Raw genomic sequence first — 15,548 nt, forward strand, 5'->3', positions numbered from 1 at the left:
GCTAATCCAGCGCGGGTATGTTATGCCTGAAGCGCAGCTCGTGCAGGCGATTGAGCCCGCCGAACTTCTTGCATAAAGAGTATTGAAAGCGGTAGACGCTGCGGGTATCGCACGCCATGATGCGGGCGATATCCTGGCTGGAATGCCCGTCCGCCCGCAGGCGTAGCGTCTTCATTTCATGCTCCGTCAGCGACGGTGTGCGCCGGCAGCGAAGATTTCGCCCCAGCATGATGCGTTTTATTTTCTTGATTAAGCTACTTAAGCTATCGTTGACTTCCACCACCGACCATAGTAATCCGGAGCGCAGCATCCAAAAATTAGCCATGGGCAGCATGCTTTTATCCGCGAGTAAAATAATCTTCAGCCCGGTCTCCTGCAGTTTTTCGGCCCATCCCTCATGCAGAAAATACAAAATATTGTCGAGGGAGAAGTCCACCACCACCATTCCTTCAGGCAAAAAACAGGTGAGTTCACGAAAAACTAAATCATTGACCGCTCGCTTAAAAAAATAATTTTTATCCGGCCATACTGAAAATTTTCTCTCTCCACAAAGAGAACGTTCAATTTTATCTTCCGCTTCAATAGGGCAGTTTAAACCACACGCCATACATTTAATCTCACGGTTACCTGCCGGCATTACATTTACCTCTTGAGTGGCTAAAAATATTTTCAAAAAGATACAGACGTAATACCAAACATACTATAAACAAAAAAAATTGCTGCTATTACATTTACTATAAATATAGAAAACAAAAGACTAATCTATAATTCAAGCCCTTAGAGAAAATAACGTTAACACATTTCATTAAATATTTTAATAAAATACCCACTGAATTTAACCATGTCATATTATATATAGCAAGATATATCCCCCATATTATAAGTAAGCGTAATATTTATTGTTACTTGATTTATAATCACACGCTGCATAATTTTCTGGTTCCTTTCATCTAGTCCCCTTTTACCGCAGCCGGAAATGCCTCCGCCAGCCAGTCGATAAATACGCGCAGCCGATATTGCCGCTGATAAGGTCCGAGGGGCTGTCAGCAACCACCAGACTACGTTGATGGTGGACTGGCGCAGATCTAAAAATGCTGCCTGAAGACCCTTGGATTCATGGGTCTTCAGGTGCTACCGTACAGACATACTTAACCGTTTTGTTCTGTAGCCGAATGATCGGTGTACCTGTTCTAATAATTATGGATGATGATATCAATGAAACTAAAAATGGCTTTTATCGCGCTTGGCTGTTCGCTTGCCGCCCTTTCCGGCTGTACCTCCTCAAAATCTTCCCCGGAACGCCACGCTTACTATTTTGTCTCACACCGCAGCGATTTCGTCGGTGGTAACTTCGTGAGTAACCGTCAGGAAAACTACCGCTTAAATCTGCCGAACTTTACCGACATCTATGCCCGTGGGCAGCAGGACAGAAAGTCGGGGATGAGCGAAAGCGACGCCCGCCGTACTGCCGACGCCATCAGGCAGCAGGTGGCGCAGGGCACAAAAACCCAGCACGCATTTACCGGCAACGTCAGCGATAAATGGGACAACGAGATGGAAAATAAAGACGCCGTGCTGTTTGGTAATGAACTGTCCGGGACCTATCTCGACGGCTATTTTGGCGTGAAATAATACAGCGGGTGCGCAAAATGCGCACCGCGCCTTCTGCTTATCTTTCCACCTGCACCCAGCGCTGCTGCTGATGGCTTTTCACTATCGCATCAACGATGTACATCACATCCGCCCCCTCATAGAAAGAGGCGAAACGCTGCGACGACGCCGGCGGCATCTCGCCGGCGCGCACCGCCTGATAAAAGCTCAGCATCATATTTTTAAACGCATCGGGCCAGCCTTCGTTATGCCCGCCGGGGAAGTGGGCGCTGGCGGCGGCCTCGCCGAGCATCAGGCTCGGATCGTCGCTCAGCAGCTGGTTTGGCCGCTGGCGATGCCCCACCCACAGCCGCTGCGGCATCTCCTGCTCCCATGCCAGCGAACAGTTACTGCCGTTGATCTCCACCGTCAGGCCATTTTTTCTCCCGGCGCTGACCTGCGAAACGGTAAAACAGCCCTTACTGCCGTCATCAAAACGGAACAGTACCGATCCCAAATCTTCGGTATCGACGGGCCGCGCCTCATACGCGCTATCATCGCGATGCTGGCTAAAGGTCGCATCCCCGGCGACGGGCGCTTTACGCGCTGGCCAGACGATAGAGAGATCCGCCATCACCTCGACAATACGACGGCCTGTCATAAACTGCACCGTATCGCACCAGTGGGAGCCAATGTCGGCCACCGCCCGCGAGGCGCCGCCCTGCGCCGAATCGACCCGCCAGTTATAGTCGCTTTCCAGCAGCATCCAGTCCTGCAAATAGCTGCCGTGCGCTGCAAACAGCCTTCCGACGTCGCCGTTGCGCATCATCGCCGCCGCCTGCTGCACCATGGCAAACTGGCGATAAACAAAGCTGACGCCATGAACCACCCCGGCGCTTTCCGCCAGCGCCACCAGCTCACGGGCCTCCTCCGCGGTCATGCAGAGCGGTTTTTCCGAAAAGACGTGCAGCCCGGCGGAGAGGATCTGTCGGTTAATCCGCGCATGCAGATGGTTCGGCGTACAGTTATGCACCACCTGCAATCCGGGATGCGCCAGCAGCGCCTCGACGCTACCGTAGGCGTGCGCCACGTTGAGCTGGCGCGCCTTCTGCTGAGCCACTTCCAGCGAACCATCGCACAGCGCCACCACCTCGATATCGCCCACCCGGCGCAGCGCTTCCAGATGCGCCGGCCCGATAAACCCGGAGCCAATAATGCCGACCTGAATCATTCTCCTCCCTCCTTGCCTGCGGCGAAATCATCAAACGCCCGTCCGGAGACCGGAATGATATGGCGGCGGATAAACTCGCTGCCTTCGCGCGCGCCGACTTCCGCGTCCTTCAGGCAACACTCCCACTCCAGCACCGCCCAGCCGTCAAAATCATACTCGGTGAGCTTGCTGAAAATCGTTTTGAAATCGATCTGCCCGTCGCCCAGCGAACGAAAACGTCCCGCCCGCTGCGGCCAGTTCTGATAGCCGCCGTAGACCCCGCTGCGCCCGCTGCGGCGGAATTCAGCGTCTTTGACGTGAAACGCTTTGATCCGCGCGTGGTAGATATCGATAAAGGCCAGGTAATCCATCTGCTGAAGATGAAGGTGGCTGGGATCATAAAGTATGTTGCAGCGCGGATGGTTATCGAGTCGCTGCAGAAAACGCTCAAAGGTCACGCCATCATGCAGATCTTCGCCGGGATGGATTTCGTAACAGAGATCGACGCCCTGTTCGTCGAAAACGTCCAACAGCGGCCGCCAGCGCCGGGCCAGCTCATCAAAAGCCTCATCGAGAAGCGGCTGATTATGCGGCGGCCACGGATAAAAATAGGGCCACGCCAGCGCCCCGGAAAAGGTGGCGTGCGCCTTCAGCCCCAGACGCGCAGACGCCACCGCCGCCTGGCGCACTTTCTCGACCGCCCACTGCTGGCGCGCCTGCGGGTTATCGCGCAGCGCGACGGGCGCAAACGCGTCAAAGGCCCTATCATAAGCCGGATGAACGGCCACCAGTTGCCCTTCAAGATGAGTAGAGAGCTCGCCGATCGTCAGGCCATGCTCCGCCAGCTTGCCGCTCACCTCATCGCAGTAGGTCTGGCTGGCGGCGGCACGTTCAACGTCGAAAATCGCCGGATGGTTGCAGGGGATCTGCAATGCCTGATAGCCCAAACTGGCAGCCCACTGCGCCAGGCCCTCCAGGGTATTAAACGGCGCCTGCGTACCGATAAACTGCGCCAGAAAAATGCCCGGCCCCTTGATTGTTTTCATACCACCTCCCAAACATTAACGCGGCTCTTTCTCGTTGTACTGGAAAGAGAAAAGGAAAATCAGGGCGATGACCGCTGCGGCCACCGCCGGGATCCACCAGAAGGCGACCCACGCCTGCGGTACGCTCTGGCCTGCCACCAGATGGTTATACAGCGCGCCGGAAATCTGCGACCCCAGCAGCATGCCGATACCGTAGGTGAACATCACGATCATGCTCTGCGCCTGGCCCTTCACTTTTTCACCGGCCACGCGGTCGGTGTAGATAAAGCCGACAACAAAGAAAAAGTCATAGCAGACGCCATGCAATAGGATGCCGAGATAGAGCAGGAAGCGCCCCTCTTCGCTGACCCCCAGCGCAAAGAAGGCGTAGCGCACGAACCACGCCGCCATGCCGATCAGCAGCATGTATTTCACCCCGAGGCGGCGGAACAGCAGCGGGATCACCAGCATAAAGAAGATTTCTGACATCTGGCCGAAAGACATCGCGGTGCTGACGTCCGCGATACCGGCATCCGCCAGATAAGACGCGGTGTAGGCGTAGTAGGTCCCCAGCGGAATCGAAATCAGCGTCGCGCAGAGGGAGAAAATCAGGAAGTGGCGCGTTTTCAGCAGCGCGAAGGCGTCGGCGCACAGCAGGTCGCGAAACTGTACCGGGGTGCCTTTCGCCGGGGCCGGCGTATGCGGCAACGTCAGGCTATAAATGGCCAGCGCCACCGAACAGAGCGCCGCAACAGAGAAAATCCCTGTGGTATCGGAAATCCCCGTCACGCCGATAAAGATACCGGCGATGATCCAGCCGATGGTGCCGAAGACGCGCACCACCGGGAAGGTTTTATCGACGTTCGCCAGACTGTGGAAAGCGATGTTATTGGTCAACGCCAGCGTCGGCATATAGCACAGAGTGTAGCCGAACAGCAGGCCAATCAGCAGCGCGCCGTTTTGCGCCACCAGCGCCTGCGGAACAAACCACAGAATCACCGCCCCGGCCAGGTGCATTACCGCCATCACCTTCTGCGAAGCGAAAAAGCGGTCGACCAGCATGCCCAGTACGAATGGCGAAAGAATGGACGCAATCGGCCCGGCGGAGAAAGCATCGCCGATCAGCAGCGACATCTCATAGCGGGTCATCACCAGCCCCAGCGTGACCGACCAGCTTCCCCAAATAAAGAACTGCATAAACATCATTAACGACAGCCGCGGCACCAGAAAACGGTGCGTTGCGCGGGGAGTTTCACGACCTTCGGTTGTTGTGATCATTTCGACCGCCCTCAAAAAAGTAATCGATTACAAATACCCTCAAATGAAAAGTAATCGATTACAAAAAGAAGATCGCGGGCAAAATACGCTAAGCGCGAAGAAGATCACAATAAAAGGAATGATACCCCGCCGGACGGCGGGGCGATCGCGCGCTACGCCTTCCGGCGCAGGGTTTTAAAGGCCGCAAACAGGAACAGGATCCACACCGGCAGCAGAATCGCCGACAGACGCATCCCGTCGATGGTGCACATCAGCACCAGGATCAGCGCCAGAAAGGCGATACAGACGTAGTTACTGCCGGGCGACAGCAGAGCTTTAAACTTCGGCTCGCGCCCCTTGCGCCGCTGGGCGGCGCGGAATTTCAGGTGCGCCAGGCAGATCATGATCCAGTTCAGCAGCAGCGTCGCTACCACCAGCGCCATCAGCAGGCCGAGGGCTTTCTGCGGCAACAGATAGTTAAGCACCACCACCAGGGAGGTAATAATCCCGGAAAGCAGCAGGGAGTTAACCGGCACGCCGCGCTTGCTGACGCGGGCGAGAAACTTCGGCGCATTGCCCTGCACCGACAGACCAAACAGCATCCGGCTATTCGAGTAAACGCCGCTGTTATAAACCGACAGCGATGCGACCAGAATCACGAAGTTCAGCGCGGAAGCCACCATATTGCTGTCAAGATTATGGAAGATCATCACGAATGGGCTGCTGTCGGATTTGATTTCCACCCACGGATAGAGCGCCAGCAGAACCACCAACGAACCGATATAAAACAGCAGAATACGGTATACCACCTGGTTAACCGCTTTCGGGATGCTCTTTTCCGGGTTGTGGGCCTCCGCGGCGGTAATGCCAATAAGCTCCAGTCCGCCGAAGGAGAACATAATGACCGCCAGCGACATAATCAGGCCGTGCCAGCCGGTGGCGAAGAAACCGCCGTGTTTCCACAGGTTATCGATTCCCGCTTTGCTGCCGCCGTGGCCACCGAACAGCATCCACAGACCAAAGCCAATCATGCCGATAATCGCCAGCACCTTTATCAACGCGAACCAGAACTCCGCCTCGCCGTACAGGCGCACGTTCACCAGGTTTACGGCGTTGATAATGAGGAAGAACGCGGCGGCCCAGATCCACGTCGGCACGTCCGGCAGCCAGTACTGCATATAGATCCCGGCGGCGGTCAGCTCCGCCATCCCCACCAGCACGAACATCACCCAGTAGTTCCAGCCGGAAAGAAAACCGGCGAACGGGCCCCAGTATTTATAGGCAAAGTGGGCAAAGGAGCCTGAAACCGGTTCTTCGACGACCATTTCACCCAGCTGGCGCATGATCAGAAAGGCGACGATCCCGGCGACGGCATAGCCGATCAGTACGGCCGGTCCCGCCATTTGAATCGCTGGCCCGATGCCGAGAAACAGGCCGGTACCGATGGCGCCGCCAAGGGCGATAAGTTGAATATGTCGGTTCTGTAAACCGCGATGAAGCGTCGGGCCGCTTTCCTCTACGGCATCCGACGACGTTGACGCGTCTTTCACGTCGATCCCCTGTGTGTTTATATGAAGGGGCACCTTTTAACACTAAGCCGGGCCGGTCGCAACCCGCAGGAAACGAGCCGCCCTGCCCGCTCCTGCGGTTTTGCCTTAAAATTCGTAGCCGACCGAAACCTTGAACGTGCGCGGTTCGCCGCGGAACAGATAGGTTCCGCTGTCGTCCGCGCCGGACCAGTAGTTCTCATCCGTCACGTTATCGACGCCCGCGCGTACCGTCATCTGATTCTGGTTCTCGTTAAGCGCCAGACGATAGCGCACGCCGAGATCCAGGGTCGTGAAGCTATCAATCTTCTTGCTGTTCGCCTGGTCGGCATACTGCGAACCCGAGTGATTGAGGCGTGCGGTGGCGGTGAGGCCGTCGATAGGTTTGATGTCATACTCTGCGCCAAGCACCGCATAGAAGCCCGGTACGCCGATGGCTGTTTTACCATCATTGACGCCATCCTTGGTTTTTGACAGTTCGGCTTTCAGCCAGGTCGCGCTGGCGTTAAGGCGCAGGCCGTACAGCGGTTCGCCGAATACGTTAAATTCCACGCCGCGATTGCGCTGCTCGCCGTTAAGGCCATAGCGTTTCTGGCTATCCAGGAAGGCAGACGGCATTTTAATTTCAAACAGCGCCAGCGAGCCGCCAATGCGGCCAAAATCCGCCTTCATCCCGACTTCGTTTTGTTTCGAGTGAATAATTCCGACGCTTTCCCCATAGTTAGCGGCGGAGGTTGGCGCATTGCTGCCCGGCTGCAGGGCTTCGGTATGGTTAGCGTATAAAGAGAGAACCTGCCAGGGCTTATAGACCACGCCATAGGCCGGCATCCAGCGGCTATTGTCCCAGGCATCGCTTTGCAGGCCGGTGACTTTATCGTAGTTACGCACCACCACTTTCTGATGACGGGCGCCGACGGTGAATAGCAGCGTATCGTCCAGCACGCTGAGGGTGTCGCTCAGCAGCCAGCCCTGGGAACGGGTACGGCCGCTGGTGAGCGGATCGTCATAGTCGCCGCCGAAGGAAGCGTTCGCCGGGGGCGCAACCGGACGGGTATCGTAGATATTCACCGGCGGATTATCCGCCGCCTTCGACATCCGCCACGCGGTTTTGTCGTTCTGGGTTTTCGCCGAATAGCCGACGTTGACCTTGTGCGACACAAAACCGGTAGCGAATTCGCCGCGTATCCCGGCCATGCCGCTGGCGGTATCCATATAGCGGTTGGTGTCCAGGCGCCCCGCCGTGGCGTTGCCCGCCCGGTCAATCAGCTTCGAGGCGCTATAGAGACCGATTTCATGGGCATGCTGCGCCCCCAGAGCGGCGTAGGCGGTCCATTTATCGACAATGTCGTATTCCATTCTCAGCATACCGAACTCATTTTCGATATCGCTATAAGCCCATTTTTGCGTGTAGTTGTGGGTGTTATCCGGCAGGCGCGGAATAAAATCGACGCCCGAAATGTTGATGCCCATCGGGCTACCGTGGAAGGTTTTTTTCTGATAGCCAAAGTCAAACGAGCTGCGCATCCGTTCGCCGCGATAATCGAGCCCTATGGAGGCCAGCGTGGTTCTGCGCTTATCACTCTCCACCGCCGCCTCGCCTTCGCGGTGCACCAGATTCATCCGCGCGCCGAACTGGTTGTCGTCGCCAAAGCGGCGGCCCAAATCCAGCGTACCGCCGACCTGAGAATCCGAGGTATAGTCGACGCCCACGCGAGCGGTCGGGGTATCTTCCGCGCGCTTAGGCTCCAGGTTGATCATCCCGCCGACGCCGGAGCTGGCCGCACCGTTAAGCAGCGCGTTGGCACCTTTAAAAATTTCGACCCGCTCAAGCATGGCGGTATCCACCACCTGACGCGGCACCACGCCCGCCAGCCCGCTCAGGGTCATATCGTCGCCGTCAAATTTAAGGCCGCGAATGCGGTAGGTCTCGGCGTAGTTACCGTAGCCCTGCACTGGCTGAACCCCGGCATCGTTGCTGACCACATCGGCGATGGTTTTCGCCTGCTGATCCTCGATAAGCTTCGAGGTATAGCCGATGATGCTAAACGGAACGTCCATCGCGTTTTGTTCGCCGAGCATCCCAAGACGGCCGCCGTTGGCTATCTGACCATCGAGATAGGCGGGCACCACCAAATCGCCGCCGGCTTTAAAATCGCTGGCGGATGCGGCCTGAACGACCATCGTTTCTTCGCTTTTCTGGCGTTCGGCGACGTTTTCCGCCGCCGTTGCCGAATGGGAGATAGCGCCAATGGTTAACGCCAGCAGCGTTTTCCGCAGTGGGAAAGCCGGTGCGGCGCGGCCGCTTAAGTTGGCAGAGACGGCCAGCGCCGGGAGAGTGCGTTTCATAAGATCAGTCCTGAACAAAATCAACGATCCGATAGTGACTCCGCCGCCGAAATTCGCGTTTCCGGTCTTGCGCCTGTGAGCCCCATCCAGTGCCTTCGCCGTTTACCTGTGAGCCCGCGACGTACGCAGGTTATCTCCTGATAAAATCGCAAACAAGAAGAAGAATGAGAACTATACTCATTATCTTATCGTAATCAAGCCTGGCTTTTGCCGTCTGGAAAAACGTTTCATTTTCGGTGAAAGGGATTCGCCGCAGTGGTTTGGGCTGAAGGTGAGGAAGCGTGCGCAACAAAACGCGGCGAGACAAAAGACCGGAACCCGACAGGCTCCGGCCTCAATCACTACGCGCTGGCGGTATCCAGACGCGCCAGTTGGTCGGCGCTCAGGGTCAGCGCAGCGGCGCGAGCAAAGCTCTCCACCTGAGCGAGGCTGGTGGCGCTGGCGATGGGCGCCGTCACGCCGTCGCGGCTCATCAGCCAGGCCAGCGCGACTTCGGCAGGTTTAGCGCCGCTTTGCTCCGCCACTTCAACCAGGGTATCGACAATACGCAGCCCGCGCGGATTGAGATATTTGCCAATGCCGCCCCCGCGCTGGCTTTGCGCCAGATCGGACTGCTGGCGGTATTTGCCGGTCAGGAAGCCGGACGCCAGGCTGTAGTAGGTCACCACGCCGATATCGCGGCTGATGCACAGGTCGCAGAGCGCGCCCTCAAAAGCCGAGCGATGATAAAGATTGTATTCCGGCTGCAGCACCTGCCAGGCCGGCAGACCGCTTTTGCGCGACACTTCCAGCGCGCTCGAAAGCTGCTGCGCATCGAGGTTCGAGGCGCCCATGGCGCGGATTTTCCCCGCCTGCTGTAGGGCGTGGAAGGCGTCGAGGGTTTCGGCGACCGGCGTTTCCGGGTCCGGCCAGTGGGCGAAATAGAGGTCAATATAATCGGTATTCAGGCGTCGCAGGGAGTCGTCCACCGCCTGCTGGACCCACGCTTTTTTCAACCCTTTATGGCCGGGAAGGCCTAAATCGGAACCCACTTTGGTGAAGAGCTTTACCTTATCGCGCATGCCTGGCCGCGCCTGTAGCCAGCGGCCGATAATGGTTTCAGACTCGCCGCCCTGGTTGCCGTCCGCCCAGCGGGAGTAAACATCCGCCGTGTCGATAGCATCGAAGCCGTGGTCTATAAACGCATCAAGAATGGCAAAACTGGTTTTTTCATCGATGGTCCAGCCAAAAACGTTACCGCCAAACACCAGCGGGGCGATGGAAAATCCGGTTTTGCCCAAGGGACGTGTCATCATGCCGTTCACTCCTTATTTACCCGTCATACTTCACGTTGCCTGTGCGTTGACTTCGCGTGTTCACCCCGGTCACATACTCGAGTAAGGTCCCGGGGATTAATGAGAGGCTCCTGCCTCTCACCGAAGGCCAGCCTTCGGCTGGTCAAATTCGTTCCTGACGAATTTGTCACTCTCTTGTCGCCTTCATGCAACGCAAATTATATAGGGTAATGCTTATATTCTGTGTCCTTTCAAGAAATGCCAAGGGTCAGAAATGATAGTAAGAAAAGGAAGCTTGAAGCGGGCTATCCGTGCCCGCTGAATGCATAACAACATTATGTCCCGGAATAGACGTCAAAGCTAAAATATTTCCCGGCGAGATTTTTATAGGTGCCGTCGGCGAGAATGCGGGCTATCGCGCCGTTAATCTCCTGGCGCAGGGCATCGTCCTCTTTGCGCAGGCCAATCGCCGCGCCGGCGCCGAACAGCTTGTCGTCCTTCAGGTGACCGCCAACGAAGGCAAAATTTTTACCCTGCGGCTGCTGCAGGAAGCTGTAGTCGGCCATCATCCCGGACAACACCGCGCCGTCAATACGCCCGGACTCCAGATCCTGAACCACGCGATCCGCCCCCTGATAAGCGACGATATTGATCCCCGCCGTGCGCCAGTGCTGGTTAACGTAAGTCTCCTGCGCCGAGCCCTGCTCTACGCCGATGGTTTTCCCCTTCAGCTGTTCGACGGTATTTCCGGCCAGGGTGTTTTTACGCGCCACGAGGAACACCGGGCCGTTGTACAGCTTGTCGCTAAAGCCGATCTGCTCTTTACGCTTCTCGGTCATATACATACCGGAGAGGATCGCGTCGAACTTACGCGCCTTCAGCGCCGGGATAATGCCGTCGAAGTTGCTTTCCACCCACACGCACTTCGCCTGCAGCTGGGCGCAAATCGCGTTGCCGAGGTCAATATCAAAACCCGCCAGCTTACCCTGCGGATCTTTCCATTCAAACGGCGCGAAGGTGGGATCGACGCCAAAGCGAATTTCCTTATTTTCTGCGGCCAGAGCTGAAGTTGAGGCCATCAGCGCGACCCACAGCAGAAGAGATTTTTTCATTATTTACGGACTCCAGAGATCAACGGCAGTGTGTTTCAACTAACCGGGCGAACAGCGTCGCGCCGGTGGAAATAATGTCATCATTAAAGTCATAGCCGGGGTTGTGCACCATACAGCCGCCCTTCCCGCCTTTCTCACCATTGCCCAGCAGGAAGTAGCAGCCGGGGCGTTTCTGGAGCATAAAGGCGAAATCTTCGCTGGCGTTCATCGGCGAAATGGATTCCAGTACGCCCTCCTCGCCAAAGACCTCCAGCGCCAGCGCTTTGGCGAACTCGGTCTCCTCGCCGCTGTTGGTCAGCACCGGATAAGAGTCAAAAACCTCAACCTCGCTGCTGGCGCCGTAGCTTTTGGCGGTAAAATCAGCGAGCTCTTTGATGCGCTTAATCAGCAAGTCGCGGATTTCCGGCTTCATCGCCCGCACGCTCAGCTCCATCACCACGTTCTCGGGGATGACGTTGGAGGCGATACCCGCCTGGAAAGTGCCGACGCTGACCACCGCGGTTTCGCCCGGCGGTACGTTACGGGCAACGATACTTTGCAGATTCATCACCAGCGCCGCGCCGGTCACAATGGGGTCGACGGTGCGCTCGGGGTGCGCGCCGTGGCCGCCGTAGCCGGTAATAGTGATTTTTACCGTATCCGCCGAGGCCATAAAATTACCGGCGTAAAAGCCGAGTTTCCCCACCGGCAGGCCCGGCATATTGTGCAGGCCGAAGATACGCTCGCAGGGGAAGCGCTCAAACAGGCCGTCTTTAATCATTAAATCCGCGCCGCCGATCGCCTCTTCCGCAGGCTGGAATATCAGGTGTACCGTGCCGTTGAACTGGCAAGCCGGCGAGGCGATATATTTCGCCGCCGCCAGCAGAATAGTGGTATGGCCATCGTGGCCGCAGGCGTGCATTTTTCCGGCCACGGTGCTGGCCCAGGGGAGATCGGTCGCTTCGAAAATCGGCAGCGCGTCCATGTCGGCGCGTAGGCCGATAGTACGCGGCGAATCGCCCTTGCTTAACGTTCCTACCACCCCGGTTTTCGCCAGCCCGCGGGTCACCGTATAGCCCCACTCGGTCAGTTTTCCGGCCACCAGCTCGCTGGTATTAAACTCTTCCAGGCTTAATTCCGGATTGGCGTGTAAATAATGACGGATCGCAATCATTTCATCTTCGGTGGCTTTAATTTCAGGAATTACACAGTCGGTCATGCCGGTCTCCGGGAATAGAATCAGATGCAAAGCTTTAATAACTTAACGTGCTAAGGGTTTATTGCAAGCAGGATTTCTTATTCCACGCGTGGTTTTCATCTGATTTATTCATAGCGATTTAAAGGCGAAGCGGACGTCTTTTACTAACGCCTGAACCAGGGTACTTCTTACATTCTCTGCTTTTTATTAATCATGAAGCACAATACACATTTATAAAGCCTAAATAAGCAGATAAAACAGCAAAGAAGAGGCGCATGGATGATATTTTCAACTTTGCAGTTTTTGCGCGGATTTGAAGCGAAAACAAGGGCGAGTGGGCATCGCCCGATAGCGCCAGGCTAGCCGGACTACCATCCCTCAGACGCGGGGGAATCGGTAGCCCGGGGCACCGCCTCCGGGGGAAGCGGTGGCGAGGTTAAGTAAAAAAGTTAGTGGCTCAGCGCGCCGTTGATCAGGATCGACGTAATAATCCCGGTCGCGGCGGCAATCAGCACATAGTTACCGTCAATATAGGACCAGTGCTGCCCGCGTGGCGGTGCCGGTAATCCGCGATCGTTCCAGTCGTTTATCCGGTAATCATTGCCGCGAAAACGTTCCGGGGCCGGCTGACCTTTGCGGAAATCATGGCCGTTCCACGCGAAGTGGTCCCGCTCGTGGCGCGCCTGATGAGGGTTACCCTGCGGCCCCTTGTCACCATGCGCCGGGCCACGGTTATCGCCTTTACCCTGATGGTTGTTGGCCTGCGGCCCCTGTTGACGGTTACCGTCCGGGCCGCCCCGGCCGGCGTCTTGCTGCCAGACCTGCTGCTGACCGTGGTTGTTGCCGCCAGGACCATCCGCCCAGGAGACGGAAGTCAAAGCACAAGATAAAATAATCGCCAGTGAAAGAATTTTTTTCATAATACACCTCCTGATATATTTCCTTTGTACCAGGAAAATGTGGAGGAATAGTGAGTAATAATATAACCAGGACAATTCCTGGCATATCCGCTTAGTCTTTCAAGGCGCATTTTTATTGGTTGCGCTCATTTAACCCAGCCACAGGATTTACTCTGCTCCCGGGTATACTGCAAGCCGGATCGATTTTCATTGGGGATAGCATTATCACCTGTTAAAAATATTATCCCGAGGCTGAACAATACGCGTTAAATAACAAAAAAGGCCGCTTTCGCGGCCTTTTTTAGCAAAGAGTCAGTGATTACTCAGTGACTTTAGTTTTTAGCTCTTCAGCACCCTGCTTGGTTTTATCCCAGCCTTCTTTGCTGACCTCTTTGGTCTTATTCCAGCCTTTTTCGGTGCCTTCTTTAGTCGCGTTCCAGCCCTTCTCAGTCCCTTCTTTGGTCTTGTTCCAGGTTTTCTGCGCGCCTTCGCTGACTTCGCTGCCTACGCTGTCGCTTTTGCCTTCAGCCGCGTGTTTGGCTTTAAGCTGCTGCTCTTCGCCCTGGTGCTGGGCCTCGTGCAGTTTTTCTTTCGCGGTGTTCGCCCCTTCATGGGCCGCCGCGACGGTATCGTCGGTTGCGTGTGTCGTTGTTGCAGCAAAAACAGGAGCTGCTACCAGAATCGCCGATAATGCAATCATTGCTTTTTTCATAATATCCTCTCTCGCTAACGAACTTAATGTTATGAGTCGCATTTAGCATGGCACAAGATTTTGCCGTCTGGCTTTAGGGATTGTTCTTAAAACTGATTTCAGACTTTTCTATCGACTTTTGGTCTGCCGCGTCCCACTTCTGGATGCTCGAATAAATTCCAACAAATTTGTTACATTTTAAGTCATTTGCCGTTGATATACTTGCCGTTTATGTTTACACGAGAATAATTCTCAGAATCATTATATTTATAAATTAGCAAACGGAACGCATATTATGGCAATAAAATCAGTAGGTTCGCTCATCCTTACTGCCCTGATTTCCACTCCTCTCTTAAGCTTTGCCGCGCAATATCCGCTCACCGTCACCGATCTCGACGGCCGCGCGATTACGCTCCAGCATGAGCCACAGCGCATTATCCTGCAGGATGGTCGCGATATTATGGCCATGGCTCTGCTCGACCGCGACAACCCTTTCAGGCGCGTCGTGGCATGGAATAACCTGGCCAGAAAACAGGACATCAATACCTGGAAAATGCTGCAGGAGAAGTGGCCGCAATCCGCTCAGATCCTCGATATGGGCTTTAGCGATAAGGGCAACGTTGACCTTGAGAGCGTCATCTCCCGCCAGCCTGACCTGATGATCGCCCAGCTTCGCGCGAAGCCCGCGCTGGAGGAGAGCGGTGTCATCAGCAAGCTCAGCGCGCTGAATATTCCCGTGCTGTTCGTCGATTATGAAATCAACCCCGGCAAAGACACCGCCCCGAGTATCGATCTGCTGGGGAAAGTCCTTAACCGTGAAGAAAACGCCAAAGCCTATACCGACTATTACCGTCAGCAACTGGACGCCATCCGCCAGAAAACCGCGAACATCACCCCGAAGGCTAACGTTTTTGTCGAGGCGCTGGCGGGTAATAGCGATGCCTGCTGCTTCACGCACGGCCACAACGGCTGGGGCGGTCTGGTCGAAGCCGTCGGCGCGAACAATATCGGTTCGCATCTGCTGCCGGGCGCTTCCGGATTTGTGTCGCTGGAAAAAGTGATTAGCATGAAGCCGGATGCCTATATTATGACCGGTTCAAAACGCGGGAATAGCCAGGTGCTGCCGCTCGGTTTACAGGCCGATCCCCAGGAGGTCAATCGCCAGGCGGAGCGGCTGCTGTCGCGCACCGGCGTGAGCAACATCCCGACGATCGAAGCAAAACGCGCTTACGGCATTTACCACCACTTCTATAACCATCCGTGGAATATCGTCGGTATGGCGTATCTGGCGAAGGATATCTATCCCCAGACCTTCAGCGGCCTCAACCCTGACGACAGCTGGCACTACATTGTTCGTCATTTCACCACCCTGCCCGATCTGCCGTTTGTTTTTTCCTGGCAACAAGGTGAGTAATGAGCC

The 15,548-nt window shown here is 55.8% G+C and carries 13 protein-coding genes; 2 read left to right on the forward strand and 11 right to left on the reverse strand.

The annotated features are described in order from the left end of the window. Position 1: 1 nt before the first annotated feature. Positions 2-637 carry a helix-turn-helix transcriptional regulator gene (locus EGY08_RS07665; RefSeq protein ID WP_004130180.1) on the reverse strand — a complete coding sequence of 212 codons (636 nt, stop codon included), beginning with the start codon at positions 635-637 and terminating at the stop codon, positions 2-4. A 578-nt stretch (positions 638-1,215) separates the two neighbouring features. Here EGY08_RS07665 and EGY08_RS07670 point away from each other — a divergent pair. Continuing rightward, positions 1,216-1,632, forward strand: a complete 417-nt coding sequence (locus EGY08_RS07670; protein WP_004130178.1) for an Exc2 family lipoprotein — start codon at positions 1,216-1,218, stop codon at positions 1,630-1,632. Positions 1,633-1,669: 37 nt separating this feature from the next. On the opposite strand, the gene EGY08_RS07675 is transcribed toward EGY08_RS07670, so the two are convergent. From EGY08_RS07675 to EGY08_RS07720, 10 genes are all read right to left on the reverse strand, one after another. After that, entirely contained in the window at positions 1,670-2,821 is a 1,152-nt protein-coding gene (locus EGY08_RS07675) for a Gfo/Idh/MocA family protein (protein WP_049114711.1), read from the reverse strand. Next, a complete protein-coding gene (locus EGY08_RS07680) occupies positions 2,818-3,846 on the reverse strand; it encodes a sugar phosphate isomerase/epimerase family protein (protein ID WP_123828364.1) in 1,029 nt (342 codons plus the stop codon). The genes EGY08_RS07675 and EGY08_RS07680 overlap by 4 nt, the downstream gene beginning before the upstream one ends. A 15-nt stretch (positions 3,847-3,861) precedes the next feature. Next, positions 3,862-5,103, reverse strand: a complete 1,242-nt coding sequence (locus tag EGY08_RS07685; protein ID WP_004130172.1) for an MFS transporter — start codon at positions 5,101-5,103, stop codon at positions 3,862-3,864. Between the two features lie 152 nt (positions 5,104-5,255). Then, positions 5,256-6,632 (reverse strand): phenylalanine transporter, encoded by a 1,377-nt coding sequence (gene pheP, locus EGY08_RS07690; RefSeq protein WP_123828365.1) that lies wholly within the window; start codon positions 6,630-6,632, stop codon positions 5,256-5,258. Positions 6,633-6,737: 105 nt separating this feature from the next. Beyond that, on the reverse strand, positions 6,738-8,975 hold the full coding sequence (locus tag EGY08_RS07695; protein WP_123828366.1) for a TonB-dependent receptor: 2,238 nt from the start codon (positions 8,973-8,975) through the stop codon (positions 6,738-6,740). 341 nt (positions 8,976-9,316) lie between these two features. Further along, the gene (locus EGY08_RS07700) at positions 9,317-10,270 is read right to left on the reverse strand and encodes an aldo/keto reductase (protein ID WP_123828367.1); all 954 of its coding nucleotides are present in this window, start codon (positions 10,268-10,270) and stop codon (positions 9,317-9,319) included. A gap of 314 nt (positions 10,271-10,584) precedes the next feature. After that, the gene (locus EGY08_RS07705; protein ID WP_123828368.1) at positions 10,585-11,361 is read right to left on the reverse strand and encodes an ABC transporter substrate-binding protein; all 777 of its coding nucleotides are present in this window, start codon (positions 11,359-11,361) and stop codon (positions 10,585-10,587) included. 19 nt (positions 11,362-11,380) lie between these two features. Further along, entirely contained in the window at positions 11,381-12,559 is a 1,179-nt protein-coding gene (locus tag EGY08_RS07710) for a M20 aminoacylase family protein (RefSeq protein ID WP_004130162.1), read from the reverse strand. Between the two features lie 428 nt (positions 12,560-12,987). Further along, complete coding sequence (locus tag EGY08_RS07715; RefSeq protein ID WP_123828369.1) at positions 12,988-13,458, reverse strand: RcnB family protein; 471 nt, start codon at positions 13,456-13,458, stop codon at positions 12,988-12,990. 298 nt (positions 13,459-13,756) lie between these two features. Beyond that, on the reverse strand, positions 13,757-14,149 hold the full coding sequence (locus tag EGY08_RS07720; RefSeq protein ID WP_004130158.1) for a hypothetical protein: 393 nt from the start codon (positions 14,147-14,149) through the stop codon (positions 13,757-13,759). Between the two features lie 274 nt (positions 14,150-14,423). Here EGY08_RS07720 and EGY08_RS07730 point away from each other — a divergent pair, with 274 nt between their 5' ends. After that, entirely contained in the window at positions 14,424-15,542 is a 1,119-nt protein-coding gene (locus tag EGY08_RS07730) for an ABC transporter substrate-binding protein (RefSeq protein WP_123828370.1), read from the forward strand. The last annotated feature ends 6 nt before the right edge of the window (positions 15,543-15,548 follow it).

It is taken from the genome of Klebsiella sp. FDAARGOS_511, from assembly GCF_003812845.1.
Lineage (GTDB): Bacteria > Pseudomonadota > Gammaproteobacteria > Enterobacterales > Enterobacteriaceae > Klebsiella > Klebsiella grimontii.